The 21081-nt window shown below is 59.0% G+C and carries 20 protein-coding genes; 15 read left to right on the forward strand and 5 right to left on the reverse strand.

Annotated features, from left to right (window positions below; genetic code table 11):
• Window positions 1-432: hypothetical protein (locus tag Q0K10_RS14065; protein WP_294508199.1), on the reverse strand; the 432-nt coding region annotated here is incomplete at its 3' end.
• A 236-nt stretch (window positions 433-668) separates the two neighbouring features.
• On the opposite strand from Q0K10_RS14065, the gene Q0K10_RS14070 reads away from it, so the two are divergent.
• The 4 genes from Q0K10_RS14070 (at window position 669) to Q0K10_RS14085 (ending at window position 4533) form a co-directional block, all read left to right on the forward strand.
• Complete coding sequence (locus Q0K10_RS14070) at window positions 669-1175, forward strand: hypothetical protein (protein WP_294508201.1); 507 nt, start codon at window positions 669-671, stop codon at window positions 1173-1175.
• 90 nt (window positions 1176-1265) lie between these two features.
• Window positions 1266-1856 (forward strand): hypothetical protein, encoded by a 591-nt coding sequence (locus tag Q0K10_RS14075; protein WP_294508203.1) that lies wholly within the window; start codon window positions 1266-1268, stop codon window positions 1854-1856.
• A gap of 11 nt (window positions 1857-1867) precedes the next feature.
• On the forward strand, window positions 1868-2770 hold the full coding sequence (locus tag Q0K10_RS14080; protein ID WP_294508205.1) for a peptidylprolyl isomerase: 903 nt from the start codon (window positions 1868-1870) through the stop codon (window positions 2768-2770).
• 8 nt (window positions 2771-2778) lie between these two features.
• Window positions 2779-4533 (forward strand): beta-galactosidase family protein, encoded by a 1755-nt coding sequence (locus Q0K10_RS14085; protein WP_294508207.1) that lies wholly within the window; start codon window positions 2779-2781, stop codon window positions 4531-4533.
• Here the strand turns inward: Q0K10_RS14085 and Q0K10_RS14090 are convergent.
• Window positions 4508-5392: a helix-turn-helix domain-containing protein gene (locus Q0K10_RS14090; RefSeq protein ID WP_294508209.1), complete on the reverse strand. Its 885-nt coding sequence runs from the start codon at window positions 5390-5392 to the stop codon at window positions 4508-4510. The two genes, Q0K10_RS14085 and Q0K10_RS14090, sit on opposite strands and share 26 nt — an antisense overlap.
• Window positions 5393-5516: 124 nt before the next feature.
• On the opposite strand from Q0K10_RS14090, the gene Q0K10_RS14095 reads away from it, so the two are divergent.
• Window positions 5517-7151: an alpha-L-rhamnosidase C-terminal domain-containing protein gene (locus Q0K10_RS14095; RefSeq protein ID WP_294508211.1), complete on the forward strand. Its 1635-nt coding sequence runs from the start codon at window positions 5517-5519 to the stop codon at window positions 7149-7151.
• A gap of 10 nt (window positions 7152-7161) precedes the next feature.
• Here the strand turns inward: Q0K10_RS14095 and obgE are convergent, their stop codons facing one another.
• A complete protein-coding gene (gene obgE / locus Q0K10_RS14100) occupies window positions 7162-8178 on the reverse strand; it encodes a GTPase ObgE (protein WP_294508213.1) in 1017 nt (338 codons plus the stop codon).
• Window positions 8179-8284: 106 nt separating this feature from the next.
• Entirely contained in the window at window positions 8285-8536 is a 252-nt protein-coding gene (gene rpmA / locus Q0K10_RS14105; protein WP_294508215.1) for a 50S ribosomal protein L27, read from the reverse strand.
• Window positions 8537-8729: 193 nt separating this feature from the next.
• Here rpmA and Q0K10_RS14110 point away from each other — a divergent pair, with 193 nt between their 5' ends.
• The 8 genes from Q0K10_RS14110 to rfbD all read left to right on the forward strand — a co-directional run bounded on the left by Q0K10_RS14110 (window position 8730) and on the right by rfbD (window position 18008).
• Window positions 8730-10475, forward strand: coding sequence for an ABC transporter ATP-binding protein (locus Q0K10_RS14110; protein ID WP_294508217.1), 1746 nt, complete (start codon window positions 8730-8732; stop codon window positions 10473-10475).
• A gap of 94 nt (window positions 10476-10569) precedes the next feature.
• Window positions 10570-10851, forward strand: coding sequence for an HPr family phosphocarrier protein (locus Q0K10_RS14115; protein WP_294508220.1), 282 nt, complete (start codon window positions 10570-10572; stop codon window positions 10849-10851).
• Entirely contained in the window at window positions 10826-12781 is a 1956-nt protein-coding gene (locus Q0K10_RS14120; RefSeq protein WP_294508223.1) for a tetratricopeptide repeat protein, read from the forward strand. The genes Q0K10_RS14115 and Q0K10_RS14120 overlap by 26 nt, the downstream gene beginning before the upstream one ends.
• Window positions 12782-13038: 257 nt before the next feature.
• Window positions 13039-14382: an NADP-specific glutamate dehydrogenase gene (gene gdhA / locus Q0K10_RS14125; protein WP_294508226.1), complete on the forward strand. Its 1344-nt coding sequence runs from the start codon at window positions 13039-13041 to the stop codon at window positions 14380-14382.
• A gap of 267 nt (window positions 14383-14649) precedes the next feature.
• Window positions 14650-15729, forward strand: coding sequence for a dTDP-glucose 4,6-dehydratase (gene rfbB / locus Q0K10_RS14130; protein WP_294508229.1), 1080 nt, complete (start codon window positions 14650-14652; stop codon window positions 15727-15729).
• The gene (gene rfbA, locus Q0K10_RS14135; RefSeq protein ID WP_294508232.1) at window positions 15726-16592 is read left to right on the forward strand and encodes a glucose-1-phosphate thymidylyltransferase RfbA; all 867 of its coding nucleotides are present in this window, start codon (window positions 15726-15728) and stop codon (window positions 16590-16592) included. The genes rfbB and rfbA overlap by 4 nt, the downstream gene beginning before the upstream one ends.
• A 4-nt stretch (window positions 16593-16596) precedes the next feature.
• A complete protein-coding gene (rfbC, locus tag Q0K10_RS14140; RefSeq protein ID WP_294508235.1) occupies window positions 16597-17142 on the forward strand; it encodes a dTDP-4-dehydrorhamnose 3,5-epimerase in 546 nt (181 codons plus the stop codon).
• Between the two features lie 20 nt (window positions 17143-17162).
• Entirely contained in the window at window positions 17163-18008 is an 846-nt protein-coding gene (gene rfbD / locus Q0K10_RS14145; RefSeq protein WP_294508238.1) for a dTDP-4-dehydrorhamnose reductase, read from the forward strand.
• A gap of 12 nt (window positions 18009-18020) precedes the next feature.
• Here the strand turns inward: rfbD and Q0K10_RS14150 are convergent, their stop codons facing one another.
• On the reverse strand, window positions 18021-18899 hold the full coding sequence (locus Q0K10_RS14150) for an AraC family transcriptional regulator (RefSeq protein ID WP_294508242.1): 879 nt from the start codon (window positions 18897-18899) through the stop codon (window positions 18021-18023).
• A 179-nt stretch (window positions 18900-19078) separates the two neighbouring features.
• Here Q0K10_RS14150 and Q0K10_RS14155 point away from each other — a divergent pair, with 179 nt between their 5' ends.
• The gene (locus Q0K10_RS14155) at window positions 19079-19861 is read left to right on the forward strand and encodes a ThuA domain-containing protein (RefSeq protein ID WP_294508245.1); all 783 of its coding nucleotides are present in this window, start codon (window positions 19079-19081) and stop codon (window positions 19859-19861) included.
• A gap of 18 nt (window positions 19862-19879) precedes the next feature.
• The gene (locus tag Q0K10_RS14160; RefSeq protein WP_294480878.1) at window positions 19880-20947 is read left to right on the forward strand and encodes a Gfo/Idh/MocA family oxidoreductase; all 1068 of its coding nucleotides are present in this window, start codon (window positions 19880-19882) and stop codon (window positions 20945-20947) included.
• Window positions 20948-21081: the final 134 nt, after the last annotated feature.

Consider the following 21081-nt stretch of genomic DNA (forward strand, 5'->3'; position numbering starts at 1 on the left):
TTTGAGGATTTTACTCAATTCAAACTCGTAAAAAATTGAGTTTTTCCCGGCATCGAAGTGGAATTTTATCATAGGAGCTGAAGCATGATTCATTGTCCCTTCTGCGGTTACAAGGATGAAGACGGAAAACATTTCGGCCACGGGGAGAGCGTTTGTCCGCAATGCGGAAAAAAGCTCAGCGAACCGGCTGCCGGAACGTCGGGAATGGCTTTGAATCCGCGTTATATCAAACCGATGCTGTGCTGGGTGCTCGATGTCGTCGGAATGTTTCTGGCGGCGGCTGGCATTATTCTGATGGTGCTCCGGCTGGCCGAAACCGGTATGACCAACAGCAAGGTTCTCCTGATGGCGAATTTGATGGCTGCCGGTGTCGGATTTGGAATTGCTGTCGTCGGCGGCCTCATCTATGGATTTTCCATGGTTGTGAATCATTCCGTAAAATCAGCATTTTATCTAGAAAGAGTGTTTCAACGTTCCAATGAACGGTGAACAGGGGAAGTAATCAATAAAGCCGCGACAGGAGATATTGTGTTTCCGGCGGACGGCGTTTGGTAACAAGGTTGTTCTCTCAGGAAGAGGTGTATTGCCGATTCTCCTTGACTTTTTCCGGAAAAAACAGTATTGTTGTAACGGGTTAGTTTCTGTGATAAGATGGGAGGTTCGCCGCCATGCCGATTCGCCGCATTCATCCGTTTCGCCGGAAGTCTGGCCGGGCTGATCAGAAGCCGGAGCAGCAGGACTCTCTCTGGCGGAAAATTGCGCCGCACCTTCCCGCCGTCTGGCTTTTCGGAGCGCTGCTGTGGTATGGGTTTATCAGGGAGCGACTCTCTCCTTGGAGTCAGGACTGGATTTTTGCTTTCAGCATTTACTTCGGACTCACCTCACTGGTGGGATTTTTCATTCGTTGTCTTGCGCCGCCGCGGGTGCGGGATATCCCTGATCTCGTATTGATCGTTGTGACGGTACTGATGATCTTTTTCCCCGGAGGAGAGTTTTTCGACTGGACCTGGCTGGTCCCCTCTCTTCTGCTTGCGGCGATGACGCTCGAGAACGTCGTTCGGGCGTTCCGTTGCGATCAGCGTCGGAGAGCTGTCTGGAAAGCGGTTTTTGCGGCGATGGCGCTGTTTTCTCTTTATTTCATCCATCGCATTGGCGCGGCCTGGGCTTCCTGTTGAAGGCTGATCGACACCGCGCCGGACAGCGATTCCGCGTTTTTTTGGGTCCGGGACTTGGAAAACGGGCGAAACGGCGCTATCTTATACAATATGAACAGGAATTTTTATGCAACTATAGCGTGTGCCGCGTTTGCCGCGGCGGCGATGACGGGGTGCGGCAAAGGCTACCCGGCGCCGCCGTCGGAACGCAACGCCCTGATTCTGCGCTTCTTCAGCAGTATGCGCAGCGGGGACGCCGCCGCTGCTTCCGAGCAGGGCGAGAAACTGCGCCGCATGGATGCCGGCAACGAGTACATTGTGAAACTCATCACGCTTCAGCAGAGCAACGCCTTTCTGCAGCGTGCCCAGGTCGAACTCAATTCCGGCAACGTCGATCGCGCGCTTGAGATCCTGAACGAGGGGACGAAAACCTATCCGGCGAATCGTGACCTCGCCCGGCAGCGGACCCGTGTGCGTCAGCTGCGCAATGCCGGGATGTTGCTGCGCGAACTCCAGGAGGCCAGGAATTCCGCGGCGATGTCGGCTGCTCTGACTGCGGCTTCGACCGGACTCTCGTCGAACATGACTCCGAAACTCCGGGCGTATCTGGAGGATTACAAGCTCCGAATCGCCGAGGTCGCCCGTGAAGAGGCCGCCCGCACGGCGTCCGAGCCGGTTGTCGGCGACTCCTCCCGGAAATAGAGGGCGGGCACATGCGGTTTGCAGCTCTTTTGGCCCTGTTTTTTGCTGCTGCGACAGCTTTTTCAGCGGGGGAGTTCGACTTTCTGCCGGAGACTGTCGCTTCCGTGAACGGCGAGGCGATCACGCGCGATGCCGTTATCGCACGGCTGCGGAAGAGCGGCGGAAACTTTTCGGAGAGCAGCCGCGCGACATTGGTCGCCGCCGCAAAGAGCGCCGCCGAAACTGAAATCTACTTCTATCTGCTGGGGCGGCTGATGGCGGCGGAGGGCGTCGCGCCTTCCGAAAAGGCGGCGCAGGAAAAGCTCGTTCAGCTCGAAAAAGCCGTCCCGAACGGTATGCCGGATCCGGTTCGCAGTGAACTCCGAAAACTCGCCTCTTCCGAACATTTCCGCTGGAACGTCGCGTTGCAGGAGTATCTCGGGAAAGTTGCGCCGGAGACGATCGCCGTTTCTCCGGTCGAGATCGAACAGCGTTACCGGATCAATCAGGAGCAGTTCCGGCTGCCGGAACAGTATCAGCTCGGCGTGATCCGGGTGCGGAAGAACCGTCCGGAGGCGCGGGAGATCGCGGAGAACACCCGTGCCCGGCTGCTTCAGGGGGAACAGTTCGACCGGGTTGCCGCGGAGGTCGATCCGGATGGCGAACTGCTTCCGGGTGCGGAAATTCTCGATATTCTCAAACAGGGGGATCCGTCGCTCCCGGCCGGCAGCGTGAGCCGGATTCTCGAAAATGACGACGCATATTTCATCATCAAAATCAAATCGAAGAGCCCCGGGCGGTTCATCCCGCTGGAACAGCTCACGCCTTATCTGCGGCTTCAACTCGCCTCGGAAAAGGCGGGACGGGTGCTGGAGCTGCTGCTCCGGGGCGAGTTGCGCAAGGCGAATATTCAATTTTTCATCGAGCAGGAATAAGGGGAAACATGGCTGAAGTCATCATTTCCGAAGGGGCAATCCGGATTGACGGGGCGCCGACGCGGATCATTTCCGGAACCATTCACTATTTTCGAGTCTGCCGGGAGCAGTGGGCCGACCGCATCGCCAAGGCGAAGATGATGGGGCTCAATGCGATCGAGACCTATGTGTGTCATAATCTGCATGAACCGGAACCGGGAAAGTTCGACTTTTCCGGCATGCTCGACCTCGAAGCGTTCCTCGACGAGGTCAAACGTGCGGGGCTCTACGCGATCGTGCGGCCCGGTCCGTACATCTGCGCGGAGTGGGAGAACGGCGGGCTGCCTGCGTGGCTCTGTGCGCAGCCGGGAGTGGAGTTCCGCTGCATGAATTCCGTGTTCCTCGCGGCGATCGACCGCTATCTCGATGAACTCCTGCCGCGGCTGAAAAAACATCTGTACACCGCCGGCGGACCCATCGTCATGATGCAGATCGAGAACGAGTACGGCAGCTACGGCAACGACAAACCGTATCTCGAACATACGCGCAAGGCGTTTCTGCGGAATGGAATCGATGTCCCGCTCTTCACTTCGGACGGCCCGGAAGACTGGATGATCCAGGGGGGAACGCTCCCCGGCTGTTTCCAGACGCTGAATTTCGGCAGCCGCGCGGTGGAGTCGTTCGCGAACGGGCGGAAATACCGGCCGGAGGGGCCCGACTTCTGCATGGAGTTCTGGAACGGCTGGTTCGATCACTGGGGGGAAGTTCACCATACGCGCGAGGCGCTGGACGCGGCTGCGGAACTCGATGCGATCCTCCGGAACGGCGCATCCGTCAACTTCTATGTGTTTTGCGGCGGAACCAATTTCGGCTTCACCGCCGGAGCGAACGGCAACGGCGACAAGCCCGGCGATTACGCACCGACCGTGACCAGTTACGACTACGACGCGCCGCTTTCGGAGTGGGGCGATCCGACGCCGAAGTTCTTCGCGTTTCAGGAGGTGATCCGCCGTTACCGTCCGGACGCCGCGTTCGGTACGCCGGAACCGGTGAGAAAAGCCGCCTTCGGCGAGGTCGCACTCACCGCGAGTGCCCCGCTCCTCGGCGAACTCGACCGACTGGCGGAAAAACATGAGGCGGTCCGGCCGCCGACGATGGAGGCGTGCGGTCAGAGTTACGGCTTCATCCACTATCGTACGAAACTCTCCGGGCCGTTCAGGGACCGGCTCTATTTTCCGGAGGTGCATGACCGGGTGACGGCCTATGTCGACGGAGCCTATCTCGGCGTCGTCGGCCGCAACGATGCGGATCGGTTTCTGCCGATTGAAACAAAGTCCGGCGGGGCGACCCTCGATCTGCTTGTGGAAAACCAGGGGCGGATCAATTACGGACCGCTGGTCGGCCGCGATCCGAAGGGGCTGCCGCTCGGGGTCGGGATCTGCTGGCAGATGCTCAGTCACTTTGAGGTGTGGAATCTCCCGCTCGACAACATCGAGCTTGTGCGTTACGGCGCGTTTGCCGAAACGGAGAATCTGCCCGCGTTCCACCGCGGCGAATTCGAGGTGGACTCCCCGGCCGATACGTTTCTCGAATTTCCCGGTGTCAAAGGGGTGGTCTGGATCAACGGATTCAACCTCGGGCGTTACTGGAACATCGGGCCGGGCAATACGCTTTATGTTCCGGCCCCGGTGCTGAAGAAGGGGCGCAACGAGATCGTGGTTTTCGAGCTGCACAAGCTCAAAAAATCCACGGTGTGTTTCACCGATCGGCCGCAGCTGGGTTGAGTTTCCGGTAATCGCGCGGGGATTTCCCGTAGCGGCGGTGGAAGAGTTTCGTAAAGTAATTGCTGTCGGAAAAGCCGTTGCGCAATGCGATTTCAGAGATCGGCAACGTGCTTTTTTCGACCATTTCCCGGCTGCGTTCGAGGCGGAAGGCAATCAGATACCCGACCGGTGTGTTGTCGAATGCACGCCGGAACATCCGGATGAGTGTGCATTTGGAGCACCCGCCGATTGCCGCGAGCGTTTCGAGCGCGACCGGTTTCGTGTAGTGCGATTCGATGTGGTCGACGACCCGGCTGAGCCGTTCATATTCATCCTTGCTGGCTTCCGGTTCCTCCGGACAGGTGCGGCAGATGAGCCCGAGCAGCGTCATGAAGTGAAGCCGGACAAAATATTTCCACCCTGGCGCCCTGTGCTGCTGTTCGAGGAGCATGGCTCCGACGAGTTCCTCGATTCGCCGCATCCGGGATTCCGGGAGCAGGAGCCCGCTCCCCTCCGGCGGCTGTTTGCGGATGCGGGTCAGGGGGGGGAACAGCCGATTGTATCCTTCCGTCTCCGCGAGTTCTCCCAGCGGCAGGTGAAGTTCCTCCGGGACGAACAGCAGATTTGCGATCTCCAGGCCATTCACATTGCAGTAGGTGTGCATGATGCCGGGGCGGATCAGGAAGATGTTGCCGCGCCGGATCGGAAACGTCCCCGCTTCCGTGAGATGGGTGCCGCTTCCGCGCCGTACCAGCACGAGTTCATGGAAATTGTGAACGTGCAGCACGTCGTTCGGCTGCCGGAAATGAAAAACCCGCAGCGGCATGTCCGGCAGAGCTGAGCTTCGGTCAAGAAGCGGAATCGTTTTCTTCTGAATCATGCGGATTCCTCTCTTTTGATGATAATATACTGGTTGTTGAAAATTTTATCAAGGTTTTTTGGATGAAACTGTCGTATACTTTTCTCATGTCCTGAAATCGATTGCAGAATCCGGGAGGTGGATCTTGAGACGAATCAACTACACTGCTGCCGTGGCGGACGATCGCGTACGCCGAAATGTTCCTCCGGTGCGGATCGTCCGGGCATCGGATGGAGTCCGGGACGCCGCCGCATTGCTGGGCGAACCGCATACGCAAAGTTTTCTTCATTTCAACCCGCGTGTCTGCCTGGTGCCTGCGGGCGGTGAACTCATTCTCGACTTCGGGGTCGAACTGCAGGGGAATCTGGCGGTGACGACCGGCAATATGGAACTTTCGCGCGTTCGTGTGACCTTCGGGGAGTCGGTCTCCGAAACACTCGGGACTCCGACGCAGGATCATGCGATTCATCAGGAGACGCTTCAGCTTCCGAGGCTCGGGCAGATCCGCTTCGGTCAGACCGCCTTCCGGTTTGTCCGGATCGAAGTCCCCTCCGATGCGGGCGGCGTGGAGCTCATCGGAGTCGACGCGGTCGCAATCTACCGCGACTGGGAGTATCGCGGGTCATTCGTCTGCGACGACGAGCGGTTGAACCGGATCTGGGATACCGGCGCCTACACCGTCCATTTGAACTGCCAGGAATACATTTACGACGGCGTGAAACGTGACCGGCTGGTCTGGATGGGGGATCTCTATCCCGAGATTCGCACGCTGCTCGCGGTTTTCCAGGAGACAGAGCTGATCGAAAAAAGCCTCGACTTCATTCGGGATCACACCCCCGGTGACCAGTGGATGAACGGCATTTCCAGTTACTCCTGCTGGTGGCTCATCTGTCAGCGCGACCTCTATCTCTACCGGGGAAATTACGCCTATTTGAAGGCGCAGAAGAGCGTCATTGCAAAGCTGCTGAACCGCCTGCTCGCATCGATCGGGAACGATTGTGCCGAGACGCTGCCGGAGGTTCGCTTCCTCGACTGGTCCACCGCCGACGACGACCAGGTCAAACATGCGGGGCTGCAGGGGCTGCTTGCATGGACCTTCGACTGCGGAGCTGATCTCGCTTCGGAATGGAACGATTCGCGTCTCGCTCTGCGTTGTCGCGTCGCCGCGTCGAAACTGCGCAGCTGCGTGCCGGACTGTCAGGGCAACAAGATCGCCGCAGCCATGCAGATCCTCGGCGGCGTCGCCGACGCGAAGCGGTTGAACGCAGAGATCCTGCGGAATGATCCCGATCGCGGCATCAGCACTTTTTACGGCTATTTTGTTCTGCTGGCGCGCGCGGCGGCCGGAGATGTCGCAGGAGCGCTCGATGTCATCCGCAACTACTGGGGCGGTATGCTCGACTTCGGTGCGACGACCTTCTGGGAGGATTTCGATCTCGACTGGACGCGCAATGCGTTCGGCATCGATTCGCTCCCGGTTCCCGGGAAGGATGACATTCATGGCGATTTCGGCAGGCACTGCTATCTGGGGCTGCGCCACAGCCTCTGCCACGGATGGGCGGGGGGGCCGACCGCGTTTCTCTCGGAGAAGGTGCTCGGAATCCGCCCGGCGGCTCCGGGGTTCACGCAGGTGCGGATCAAGCCGGAGCCGGCGGGACTCAAACGGCTCGAAGGTTCGCACCCGACCCCGTTCGGCGAGATCGAACTCTCGCTGCGCGTGATCGGGAACAAGGTGCGCAAAACCGTGAAACTCCCTCCGGAGATCCGCGAGCTGTCCTGAGAGCTGCTGCTCAGAAATCGAACGGCGACTTCCGGCGGGCTTCGACCGCCTGCCGGATCGCCTCCTTCAGATTCCCGAGTTCGCCCTTTTCCGCGCAGACCGGAATGATCTCGAAGAGCTCATGCGCAAGTTCTCCGCGGAGAAGTTCGAGATTCTCCTCCGCTCCGGGCAGATCCATCTTGTTTGCAACGATGATCGTCGCACGTTTCGAGAGCCCCGGCATGTAGAGTTCGAGCTCCCTGCGCAGATGGGCGAGATCGTCCCACGGCGTCCGGCCGTCGACTCCGCCCATGTCCAGCACGTAGGCCAGCAGCGTGGTGCGTTCGATGTGTTTCAGAAACGCGTGACCGAGCCCGACGTTCTCATGCGCTCCCTCGATCAGCCCCGGGATGTCCGCCATCGTGATCCGCGTGAAATCGGGATACTCGATGACGCCGACGACCGGGTGCAGTGTCGTGAATGGATAAGGGGCAACTTTCGGCCTCGCCGCCGACACCGCGCGCAGCAGCGTCGACTTCCCTGCATTCGGATACCCGACCAGCCCCACGTCCGCAATGGTCTTGAGTTCAAGGACGATTTCGCGCTCTTCGCCCGGTTCGCCCGGCTCCCATTCGCGCGGAGCCCGGTTGGTGACGGTTACGAAACGCGGATTGCCGCGTCCGCCGCGTCCGCCGCGGGCGACGACGATCTGCCTGCCGGGTTCGTTCATGTCGGCGATGAGTTCGCCGGTCTGCCGGTCGGTCACGACGGTTCCGACCGGAACCTTGAGCAGGATATCCGGCGCCTTGCGTCCGTGCATGTTCGAACCGCGCCCGCCGGGGCCGTTCGCCGCCTGATAATGGCGGTTGTAAACGAGGGATTGCAGACTCTGTTCGCTGTTGGTCGCTTCGAGGATCACATTTCCGCCTGCGCCGCCGTCCCCGCCGTCCGGGCCGCCGCGCGGAACGAACTTCTCCCGGTGGAAACTGCAGCAGCCGTTGCCGCCGTCCCCCGCCTTCACCGTAATGGTCGCTTTATCAACAAACATCTTGAATTTTTCCTCAAAGACGACTTTTTTTTAACGAAAAAGCCCCGAAGAACAACAATCCTCCGGGGCTACTTTTCCTGATACCAGCCTGATTCTCGGCGCGCGATTACTCGGCAGCCGGGACGATGCTGACCTTGCGCTGCGTCTTGCGGAACTCAACGGTTCCGTCGCAGAGCGCGAAAAGCGTGAAATCGCGGCCGACACCGACGTTTTCGCCCGCATGGAAACGGGTTCCGCGCTGACGCACGATAATCGAACCGGCGGAAACGGTCTCGCCGCCGAACGCCTTAATTCCCAGAAACTTCGGATTGCTGTCGCGGCCGTTGCGGCTGCTGGACTGACCTTTTTTATGTGCCATGTTGTCGATTCCTGTTTTATGTTAAGTTTCCAACAATCATCAAGTGTCGAACAATTACAATACCACAGTTTTGCAAAAATGCAAATCCAATCCGGATTTTTTGCGTTTTTTTCCGGAAAAGGTCGATTTGCGAAGTCCGGCGCAAGGCGGTATATTATTCATAAGTATATGCGTGATGCGAGGATTTGAGGCGATGACATTTTTACAGGCGTTCCGGCGGTTCGTCCGCTACTATCACCCATACCGGGGGCTTTTTTACTTTGACATGGTCTGCGCGCTGGCGGTCTGCGCGATCGATCTGGCGTTCCCGCAGATCCTGAATCTGCTGACCAAAGAGCTTTTTCTCGAGGAACCCGCCGTGATCCTCGGCGCGCTCTGGTACATCGGCGCGGGGCTGCTCGCGATGTACATCATCCGGTACGGCTGCCAGTATTTCATCACGAGCTGGGGACACATCATGGGGGCGCGCATGGAGAGCGATATGCGGCAGGATCTCTTCAACCACTATCAGCGGCTCTCGTTCACCTATTACGACCGCAACAACACCGGAGAGATGATGTCGAAGCTCGTGAGCGACCTCTTCGACATCTCCGAACTCGCGCATCACGGACCGGAGAATCTGGTCATATCCTCGCTCAAGATCATCGGAGCGTTTACGATTCTCATGTTCATGAATGTCCCGATGACGCTGCTGCTGCTCGCGGTCACGCTCGTGATGGTTGTCTTCAGCCTCTCGAAGAACCGCCGCATGCACCGGATCTTCATGGACAACCGCCGCAAGATCGCCGCCGTGAACGCGCGTGTCCAGGACTCCCTCTCCGGAATCCGGGTCGTGAAATCGTTTGCGAACGAGGCGGTCGAGTGCGGCAAGTTCGATGAGTGCAACCGCCGCTTCCTCGACTCCAAGACCGACAGCTACAAGATCATGGGCAGTTTTCATGCGGGAAACAGCTTCTTTCAGGGAGTGCTCTACACACTCGTGCTGGTTTCCGGCGGCTACTTCATCGCGAAGGGAAAACTTGAGCCGATGGCGCTGGCGATCTACGCGCTGTACATCGGCATCTTTCTGAATCCGATCGAAGTGCTGATCAATTTCACGGAACAGTTTCAGCGCGGCTACTCCGGCTTCAAGCGGTTCATGGAGGTGATCCAGACCCGCCCCGGAATCGTCGATGCGCCCGATGCGAAACCGCTTGAGGAGGTGAAGGGACATATCCGCTACGACCATGTGAGTTTCCGTTACGGTCCGGAGGCCGAGGTGCTTTCCGACATCAGCATCGACATTCCGCCCGGGCGGACGGTCGCGCTCGTCGGTCCCTCCGGCGGCGGGAAAACCACGCTCTGCTCGCTGCTGCCGCGGTTCTACGACGTGACCGGCGGCGCCGTCGAGATCGACGGCCGGGATGTGCGCAGCGTGACGCAGCAGTCGCTGCGCAGTGCGATCGGCATCGTGCAGCAGGATGTCTACCTCTTTTCCGGGAACATCCGTGAAAACATCGGCTACGGCAAACCCGGCGCGACCGACGAGGAGATCGTCGCCGCCGCGAAGCGCGCGAACATCCACGACTTCATCATGACGCTGCCGGAGGGGTATGACACCTTCACCGGCGAACGCGGCGTGCGGCTCTCGGGCGGGCAGAAGCAGCGGATTGCAATCGCGCGGGTGTTTCTGAAAGATCCGAAGATCCTGATTCTCGACGAGGCGACCAGTGCGCTCGACAACGAGAGCGAACGGTTTATCCAGGCTTCCCTCGAAGAGCTCACGCGCGGCAGGACGACGATCGTGATCGCTCATCGGCTCAGCACGATCCGCAACGCCGATGAGATTGTGGTCATCACTCCGGAAGGGATCCGGGAGCGCGGCAGCCATGCCGAACTTCTGAAACTCAACGGTCTCTATGCAAAATATTACAATATGCAGTTCGAGGGGCTTGAATAGGTTTTTTTCCGATTTCGATTTGCAATCCGTCCCGGATGGCGTTATTTTGTGAATGCGGACAAGAGATATTCATGAACACGGGGGAAAGTCGGCGATGAAAGAGCGTGTTTTCACGGTTAAGAACAAGGCCGGCATCCATTGCCGTCCTTCGAGCGTGATCCTGAATGCGATCAATAAGGAGTTCCCGTATCACACGTTCTGCGTGGTGACCGGGGACGGGCAGGAGACGGAGCTCAACAGCATTCTGACGCTGATATCCCTGGGGCTTACCGTGGGGACGAAGGCGACTCTGAAGGTCGAGGGACCGGATGAGGAGAAGGCCCTTCAGCGGATCGGCGACCTGTTTGAAAATGAGTTTGACTTCCCTCCCCGGTAGGGTGGCGGAACTTCTGCGGCGGATTCCGGCGCGCGGCTGGTTCTGGATTCTGCTGACGGCCGGACTTCTGCTCCGGATCGGTTATCTGCTGGAGTTCCGGGCGTCGCCGCTCTTTGATACCCCGGTCGGGCCGGATGTTCAGGAGTATTACGAGCGTGCGCTCGATATTCTTCATGGCGACTATTTCCCCGCCGGCGTCGATCATCATGCCCCGTTGTACAGCTGGCTTCTCGCCGGAATGCTCGGTCTGACGGGCGGTTCGGTTCCGGCGGTCCGGGTGTTGCAGCTGCTGTTGAATCTCGGGGGATGGCTGTTGCTGTTCCGGTTGCTCATCCGCCTTCCCGGAGTGCCCCGGAGGGCGGCGTGGGCGTTTTTCGGGATTGCGATGTTCTATCCGGTTCCCGTTTTTCACGAGTCCCAGCTTGTTTCCGAATCGATTCTGCTGCCGTTGCTTGCCGGGGCGATTTCGCTGCTTTACGCGGGGGGAGGTGAGCCGGGGGCGGGGAAGGGAAGACGCCGGGCTTGTTTCGCGGGGGCCGGACTCTGCGCCGGACTGGCCGCGATCACACATCCGCTGACACTTGCCTTCGGGGCGGCCGTGACTGTCTGGCTCTGTGTCCGCAAGAGGCCGAAGAGCGCGCTGCTTTTCGCCGTTGGAATCGCACTCTGTGTTTTTCCGGTCGCGGCCGTCAACAGCTCCCGGGCCGGCAGAGTGGTGCTTGTGCAGGCGGGGGGGGGATTCAACTTCTGGCTCGGGAACAATCCCGATGCGACCGGCGGCTGCTATCTGCGGCCGGGGGCGGAGTGGGAACGACTTCACGCGGAGGCGGAGCGCGAGGCGGTTGCGCGCGGAATTTCGGTTGAGCGTGTCTGGCTCGGGCGGGCGGGAGCCTTCTTTGCGGAACATCCGTTTCGTGCGGTGCTGCTTGCGGTCAGGAAGGGGGTCATGGTCTGGAGTCCGCGCGAATTGATTTCCGGGGCGGATGCGGATGCGATTGTGCGCGGTACACGGGTGATCTTTTATGGTTCGTGGCTGACGCTGCCGCTCTTCGGGCTTGCGTGGATCGGACTTTTCTTCTGTCTGCGGCGGAGGCGTTGGCAGTATTGTTATTTTTATCTTCTGCTGTTCGCAATGTGGGCGGCCCAGGTGTTGACGGTCACATCCGGACGCTACCGGACGGCGATGATTCCGGCGGTTCTGCTTTTTGCCGCGGTCGGTGCAACGGAGCTGAAACGGCGCTGGCGGCTGATTGTTCCTGCTGTGCTCCTCGGAATTTCTCTGTCTGGTTCGACGGAGCTGCAGGAGCTCGATGAGATGAGTTCTCTCTGCGGCGAGGCTGCTTATCGGAAGGGGGATTTCGATCGGGCTGTCCCGCTGCTGGAGTACGCGATGCGTCATGCGGATTCACCGGGACGGTTCGAGAATCTGCTCGGCAGCATCGCGATGAAGAGAGGTCGAATGGAGGAGGCCGAGCTGCGGTTCCGGCGCGCCGTGAAGGCGGAACCGGATCGGGTCGAGGGGTGGATGAATCTTGCGAACGCGTTGTCTCAGGATCCCGGGCGCGCCGCCGAAGCGGAGACGATCTACCGGCGGGCCGCCGCCACGTTTCCCGCGGATGCGGATCTCCGGTACAACTATGGGCTCTGGCTTCAGAATCAGCGGCGCCTTTCCGAGGCTGAGGCGATGTTCCGGGGCGCGGTGAAACTTTCGCCGGCCCACGCTCCGGCGCTGAACGGGCTCGGGACGACTCTGATTCTGTCGGGTCGTCCCGCCGAAGCGATTCCTCTGCTGGAGCGGGCTCACCGGCTCGCCCCGAGCAGCCCCGGTTATCTCGGCAACCTCGTTTATGCCTGTCGCGAGAGCGGGGATGCTGGACGGCTCCGGGTGTACGGGGAACGCCTGCGGCGTCTGCGGGAAGATGAAAAATGACAAAAATGTAACATTCCGGATTCATACCGGCTTTTTTCAGGGGATCGCGGTTGGAAAAAAATGTAAAATAACAAAAATGTTATTTTTCGGAATTGTAATGACAAAAATGGAATAATTTTACCGTCCCCGGAGGAAAACAAGTGGATTTTCCGGTTGAATCGGAGCGGAAAGCACGGATTGGCACGATTTTTGCTTCTCGTCGGAGAAATATCTATCTGGCAAAATGCCGAATTCCAAATAACGAAAGGTTTTTTGAGATGAGCAAGTATGTGGAACGCGTCCTGGCCGGGTTGCAGCAGACCAACGGCAATGAGAAGGAATTCATTCAGAGTGTGACCGAGGTTCTCGGTTCGCTTTCGAAGATGCTCGACGCCCAGCCGAAGTACGAGAAGAACAAGATTCTTGAACGCATGGTCATTCCGGAACGTGCGATCATCTTCCAGGTTCCGTGGGTGGACGACAAGGGCGAAATCCAGGTCAACACCGGCTATCGCGTGCAGTTCAACAGTGCGATCGGCCCCTACAAGGGCGGTCTGCGGTTCCATCCGTCGGTGAACCTTTCGATTCTGAAGTTCCTCGGGTTCGAGCAGGTGTTCAAGAACAGCCTGACCACGCTGCCGATGGGTGGCGGCAAGGGCGGTTCCAACTTCGATCCGAAAGGCAAGTCCGACCGCGAGGTCATGGCGTTCTGCCAGAGCTTCATGCGGGAACTCTTCCGCCACATCGGGCCGTCGACCGACGTGCCGGCCGGTGACATCGGCGTCGGCGGGCGCGAGATCGGCTACCTCTTCGGCCAGTACAAGCGCATCGTGAACAGCTATGACAGTGTTCTGACCGGCAAGGGTCTGAACTGGGGCGGCAGCCTCGTTCGTCCGGAGGCGACCGGTTACGGCGCGGTCTACTTCGCCGCGGAAATGCTCAAGACCCGCAGCCGTGGATTCGACGGCGCCCGCGTGCTGATTTCCGGTTCCGGCAACGTCGCGCAGTATGCGGCGCAGAAGGCGACCCAGCTCGGTGGCAAGGTTCTCTCGCTCTCCGACTCGAACGGCACGGTCATCGACGAGGACGGCATCGATGCCGAGAAGCTCGCTTACGTCATGGAACTCAAGAACGTCAAGCGCGGCCGTATCGCCGAGTACGTGACGAAGTTCCCGACCGCGAAGTATTACGAGGGCAAGCGCCCCTGGACGCTCGCGAAGTGCGATATCGCCATGCCGTGCGCGACCCAGAACGAGCTCAATCTCGACGAGGCCAAGGCGCTCGTTGCGAACGGCTGCATCTGCGTCTGCGAAGGCGCGAACATGCCGACGACGCTCGACGCGACCGAGTTCCTGCTCAAGAACAATGTGCTCTTCTCGCCCGGCAAGGCCTCCAATGCTGGCGGCGTCGCCACGAGCGGACTTGAGATGAGCCAGAATGCGATGCGTCTCTCCTGGAGCCGCGAAGAGGTCGATGCGAAGCTGCACGGCATCATGATCAACATTCACAACGCCGCGCGCAGCGCCGCCGCCGAATTCGGCGAGCCGGACAACTACGTGATGGGCGCGAACATCGCCGGCTTCCGCAAGGTCGCTGATGCGATGATCGATCTCGGCATCTGACGTCCGGTTCCGGAATCCATTCCGGAATGACGACGAAACAATGGAGCGGAATCTCTTCTCGAATGGGGGAGGAGATTCCGTTTTTTTTTGAGCCCGTCCGGCCGGAAAGACGGCGGAAAACGAGGGCCTTTGCCGCGAAAGATGCAGAAAAAAGAGGTTTTTTGCCGGCGGGCTCTTGCCGGATCATCGAGCCCGTGCTATTTTAAACGGGGGAATTCAAACAGGGATGGATACATCCGGACAGTTCATTCGTAACATAAGCGACTCATGCACAGGAAAATTATTGTAACCGGCGGGGCCGGATTCATCGGATCGGCGGTCGTGCGTCTGCTGATCAGGGAGACGCCTCACGAAGTCTGCGTGATTGACAAACTTACCTATGCCGGCAATCTTGATTCTCTTTCCGAAGTGTCGGGCGATCCCCGCTATCGGTTTGAAAAGGTCGACATCTGCGACCGGGCGGAACTGGATCGCGTTTTCACGGATTTCCGGCCCGATGTCGTCATGCATCTGGCGGCGGAGTCCCACGTCGATCGTTCCATCGATGGTCCCGGGGAATTCATTCGAACAAATATTTTTGGAACGTACACCCTGCTGGAAGCGGCCCGCAGCTTTTTTTCCACGCTGCCGGAGGAACAGCGCAGACGGTTTCGTTTTCACCATATCTCAACGGACGAGGTGTACGGCGATTTGAAAGGTCCGGAGGATTTCTTCCGGGAGACGACGCCGTATGCTCCCTCGTCGCCCTATTCTGCGAGCAAGGCTTCCAGCGACCACCTTGTGCGGGCCTGGCGGCGGACTTACGGGCTGCCGACCATCGTGACGAACTGTTCGAACAACTACGGGCCGTATCACTTCCCGGAGAAACTGATCCCGCTGGTGATTCTGCACGCGCTTGACGGCAAGACGCTGCCTGTTTACGGAACGGGAGCCCAGATCCGTGACTGGCTCTATGTGGAGGATCATGCCCGCGCGCTCGTCAAAGTCGCCACGGAAGGCGTTCCCGGAGAAACCTACAACATCGGCGGTCACAACGAGAAGAAGAATATTGAGGTGGTCGAGACCATCTGCGGACTGCTGGACGAATTGCGTCCCCGGCCGGACGGGAAGAGTTATCGCGAACAGATCACCTTTGTGACCGACCGGCCCGGGCACGATCTGCGTTATGCGATCGATGCGGCCAAGATCGGGCGCGAACTCGGGTGGAAGCCGCGGGAAACCTTCGAAAGCGGTATTCGCAAGACCGTGCAGTGGTATCTCGACAACAGAGACGGCTGGTGTCGCCGTGTGCTTGACGGCTCCTACCAGATGGAGCGACTCGGCCTCGGGAAAGGAGCGGGACAATGAAAGGGATCGTTCTTGCCGGAGGAGCCGGGTCCCGGCTGCACCCGGTGACGCTCGGGGTGTCGAAACAGCTGCTGCCGGTCTACGACAAGCCGATGATTTACTATCCGCTGTCGGTGCTGATGTTTGCGCGGATCCGCGATATCCTGATCATCACAACGCCGGAGGATCAGGCCGGATTCGTCCGGCTGCTCGGGGATGGTTCGCGTTTCGGAATTCATTTGAGCTACGCCGTGCAGCCGTCGCCGGACGGGCTGGCGCAGGCGTTTCTGATCGGCAGAACGTTCATCGGGGATGATTCCGTGGCGCTCGTGCTCGGAGACAATATCTTTTACGGTGCGAATCTCCGGAAACTGCTGCTGCAGGCGGCGGGCCGGGAGAGCGGGGCGACTGTATTCGGGTACTATGTTTCGGATCCGGAGCGGTTCGGCGTGGTGGAATTCGATCCCGCGGGCCGGGCGGTGTCGATCGAGGAGAAACCTGCTGTCCCGAAATCGAATTATGCTGTAACAGGGCTCTATTTTTACGACAATGACGTGGTTTCGATTGCGAAGGAGATTCGCCCGTCGGCGCGGGGAGAATTGGAGATCACGAGCGTGAATCAGGCGTATCTTGAGGCGGGAAAGCTGCATGTTGAGCGGCTCGGGCGCGGATATGCCTGGCTCGACACCGGTACACATGAAAGTTTGCTTGACGCGGGAAATTTTATCCGGACGATTGAGTTGCGCCAGGGGCTTCAGATCGCCTGTCTTGAGGAGATTGCCTGGGAGAACGGCTGGTTGACTTCGGACGAGGTTCTTGCGAGTGCCGGGGACTTGATGAAAACCGATTACGGACGCTATCTGGCAAGGATTATCAGGAATTGAGAGCATGAATGTCATCGATACAGAGATCGAAGGCGTGAAAATCATTGAACCGAAGGTTTTCGGGGACGCGCGCGGTTATTTTTTCGAAGTATGGAGCCGGGCGAAATTTGCCGAAGTTGGCATTGAGGCTGATTTCGTGCAGGATAACGAGTCGTTTTCCACCTATGGAGTATTGCGGGGATTCCACTACCAGTTGCCGCCGTACACGCAGGCGAAGCTGGTGCGTGTCATAGAAGGCCGAGTGCTCGATGTGGTCGTCGATATCCGGAAGGGCTCCCCGACTTTCGGAAAGAGTGTGAGCATCGAACTTTCCGGTGAGAACAAGCGGCAGCTTTTTGCTCCGCGCGGGATGGCGCACGGATTCGCGGTGCTTTCGGCTACGGCGATTTTCGCCTACAAGTGCGACAATATTTATGCTCCTACCCATGAGCGCTCTATCCGGTTCAACGATCCGAAACTCGGAATCGACTGGCAGATTCCACCGGAAAATTATCTGCTCTCGAAGAAGGATCTGGAAGGCGTGCCTTTCGAAGAGGCCGAATATCTCTGAGGTTTCAGGAGGAGTTTCTCATGCGGATTTTGATCACCGGCGCCAACGGGATGCTTGGACGGACGTTGCAGAAAAAACTCGCGGATCACACGCTGATTCCGACCGATCTGCCGGACGGGGATATCACGGATGAAATTTCGTTCGACGCGCTGGTCGCCCGCGAGAAGCCGGAGACGGTGATTCACTGTGCCGCCATGACCGCCGTTGACGATTGCGAAAGCAAACAGGATCTCGCCTACAAGCTCAATGCGTTCGGCAGCGCGAATGTCGCAACGGCGTGCGCCCGGCACGGGGCGCGGCTCATTGCGATCTCGACGGATTATGTTTTTGACGGAGCAAGTTCCCGGCCGTACCACGAATTTGATGCCGCAAACGGCGGAGCGACGATTTACGGGCGGAGTAAATTTGCGGGGGAGGAGGCGGTGCGTCGTCTTTGTCTGAACCATGTCATCTGCCGGATCAGCTGGCTGTACGGGCCGGGCGGGCCGAGCTTTGTGCATACGATGCTGAAACTGGCTGACGGGAGTCGTCCGGCATTGAAGGTGGTGGACGATCAGCGGGGGAATCCGACCAGCACGCTTGCTGTGGCCGATGCGTTGCGTGGAATTCTGGCGCGCCCTCTGCTCACGGGCACGTTTCATCTGACGTGTGAAGGCGAGGCGTCGTGGTACGAGTTCGCCTGTGAAATCTTCCGGCAGTGCGGGATCGATCAGAAAGTGCTTCCATGCACGACCTCCGAATTTCCTCGTCCTGCGCCGCGTCCGGCCAATTCGCGGCTCGAGAAGAAGATGCTGCGTCTGTGCAATCTGCCGCCGATGCCGGATTGGCGCGATGCGCTCCGGGAGTTTCTGGCCGGAGAACGTTGAGCGTTGCCGCGATCAGATATCCGGGCGGAATCCGCTGTTGCGCAGTTCGTCCGGCGAAACCCCGAGCCGCTGACGGAAGAGCCGGTAGAGCACGGAATATTCCGCATAGCCGCATGAACCGGCGATCTCCTTGGCGGTCATGCGGGTCTGGAGCAGCAGATCGACCGCCATGCGCAGCCTTGCCCGGGTGATGTAGTCATGCAGTGTGCTGCCGGTCTGCTCCCGGAAAATCCGGCAGAGATGCTCCCGTGAGATGCGGAACCGTCTGGCAAGGGACTCCGCACCGAGTTCTCCGGCCAATTCGGTCGCGATGACGGTCTGAACGTCGCGGATGAGCGAACTGCGCGGCGATTCACGCAGTTCATTCTCTTTGGAGGAGCAGAGCATGCCGATCGTCTCAAGCGCAAACGTTCCGGCTTCGAGCGGAGAGAGTACGAGAATTTCGTTCTGATAATTCTTGTAGGACATGAGTTTGGCCACAAGCGGGGAGTTCAGCGGCACATCGAAGAGATAGCCGTACTTCCGGTTCACTTCGGCGATCAGCTTCTCCGCCCCTTCGCCGTCGAAGGACATCCAGAGAAAGTTCCAGTTTTCCGTGCCGTCCGGCGGATAATAGTAGCAGACGTCGGTGTCGCCGTGGTTGTGCAGAAACGCCTGGCCCGGCGTGAGCGGATAATCGACACCCGCAATCCGAATTCCGCCCCGGCCGCCGAGAGTGATCGAAAACTGCCCGCCGGAGTCTCCGCGCAGACGGCCGTCCATCCGGTAGGCGGGGGTGTTCTGCACCTCCTCCACCACAAGATCCGGCAGCGGCAGCGTGGCGAAGGGACGATGTACCTCAAATTGCACCTGCCACTTGCGCACTTTGGCAAAACTCAATTTTCCCGGCATTGAATTCCTCCGAATTTTTCATATTTTAGCGTTTCCTGGCGGATTTTTCAAGCCAAACTCACAAAAGGTTTTTCAAAATCACAAAATGCAATCAATATTCGGCTTGTTTTTCGGCAAATGGCGGTTATACTTAATGAATAAGAAGGGAAACCCCTTTCACAAAAAACAAGGAGTGTACGATGAGCAAGATCAATGTCACCATCTGGAACGAGTTCCGTCATGAAAAAGAGAACGAGGGAATCAAGGCGATCTATCCTGAAGGACTGCATGCCGCCATCGCCAAAGGCATTGCGGCCGACGACCTGAACATCCGGCTCGCCTCGCTCGACGAGCCTGAACACGGCCTCTCCGACGAGGTCATCGGTTCGACCGACGTGCTGATCTGGTGGGGGCACTGCGCCCACGCCGAGGTGCGGGACGACATCGTCGCGAAGGTGCTCAAGCGTATTCATGAAGGGATGGGGCTCATCGTGCTGCATTCCGGTCACTTTTCGAAGATCTTCAAGGCGGTTACGGGCTGCTCCGGTTCTCTGAAATGGCGGGAAGCCGCCGAGAAGGAGCGGCTCTGGAACATCGCTCCGTGGCATCCGATCACGCAGGGAATCGGCGAATACTTCGAGCTCGCGCACGAGGAGATGTACGGCGAACGTTTTGACATTCCGCGCGACGCCGAGCTGATTTTCATCTCCTGGTTCGAGGGCGGCAACGTCATGCGCAGCGGCTTCACGCTTGAGCGCGGTTACGGCAAAGTCTTCTACTTCCAGCCCGGTCATGAATCCTATCCGAACTACTACAACAAAGACGTTCTGCGCGTGATCGGCAACGCGGTCCGCTGGGCGAAGCCGGCCTTCTTCCGCGAAATGTGCGCCCCGTGCTATCCGGCGCTCGAAGAGATCCGTTCGGTCGATCCCGGCGCCCCGAAAGCCGGTGTTCTCCAGAATGCCGACGGCTCCAACAAGTAAGATCGGGAGACGCACATCATGGCAAAATTGAAAGCCGGCGTCATCGGTCTCGGCATGGGTTATGGACACCTTGCCGGATACATGTCCCACCCCGACGTTGAGGTCGTCGCGATTGCGGATCGCATTGAGGAGAAACGCGAGCGGGCAAAGGCGGAGTTCCATCTGCCGAAAGTCTACTCCGAGGGTATCGACATGATCCGGAACGAGAAGCTCGACATCCTTTCGGTCGCCGTTCCGAACAACCAGCACAAAGAGTTGACCATCGCCGGACTCGAAGCCGGAGCGAACGTCCTCTGCGAAAAGCCGATGGCGATGAACACCGCCGAGGCGCAGGAGATGCTCGACACCGCGAAGCGGCTCGGACTGAAGCTCGGAATCGACTTCAGCTACCGGTTCAATCCGCAGTCCCGCGCGATGAAGGATCTCGTCGACGCGGGCCGGCTCGGCAACATCTATTACGGGCGCAGCGTCTGGCTGCGGCGTCGCGGCGTTCCCGGTCTCGCTTCCGGATTCAACACCAAGGGCGGCGGCGCGGGCAGCTGGTTCTTCGACAAGAGCCAGTCCGGCGGCGGTCCGCTGATCGACCTCGGCGTCCACCGGCTCGATCTGGCGCTCTGGCTCATGGGATATCCGGAACCGGCCTGGGTCATGGGCAGCACCTATTGCGCGCTCGCCGGAAAACTCGCCGCCGAACGCGGTTTCAACTACACCGTTGAAGATCTCGCCTGTGCGATGATCAAGTTCAAGAACGGCGCAACTCTCGAACTCGACGCCGCCTGGGCATCGAACATCCGCGAGAATGAGCAGATGTCCACCCGGATTCTCGGGGATAAGGGCGGGCTCTATCAGTACAACCTGAATGAGGGCTACTCCTGGGATGTCGAGTTCTATCAGGAGATGGAGGGGCGGCAGTTCGACTGCAAAATGCACTCGGCCCCCGAAACCCGCAATGCATTCCTGCTCTTCGCCGACGCGGTGCGGGACAACACCCCGTTCCTCGTCCAGCCCGAAGAGGGAGTCACCGTCATGCGGCTGCTCGATGCGATCTACGAATCGGCCGCAACCGGAGCCCCCGTCAAGTTCTGAGGGGTTGTTTCGGACAGAAAGAGCGGGCGTCGTCCGGATGGTTGCGGACGGCGCCCATTTTTTATATTGCTTAAGCGCAAAAAAACTACCGGCTGCGCCGGTATGTAGCCGAATAGCTTCAGCTTAAAGGCGAG

This window comes from uncultured Victivallis sp. (assembly GCF_944391105.1).
In the GTDB taxonomy this organism is placed as follows: Bacteria; Verrucomicrobiota; Lentisphaeria; order Victivallales; family Victivallaceae; genus Victivallis.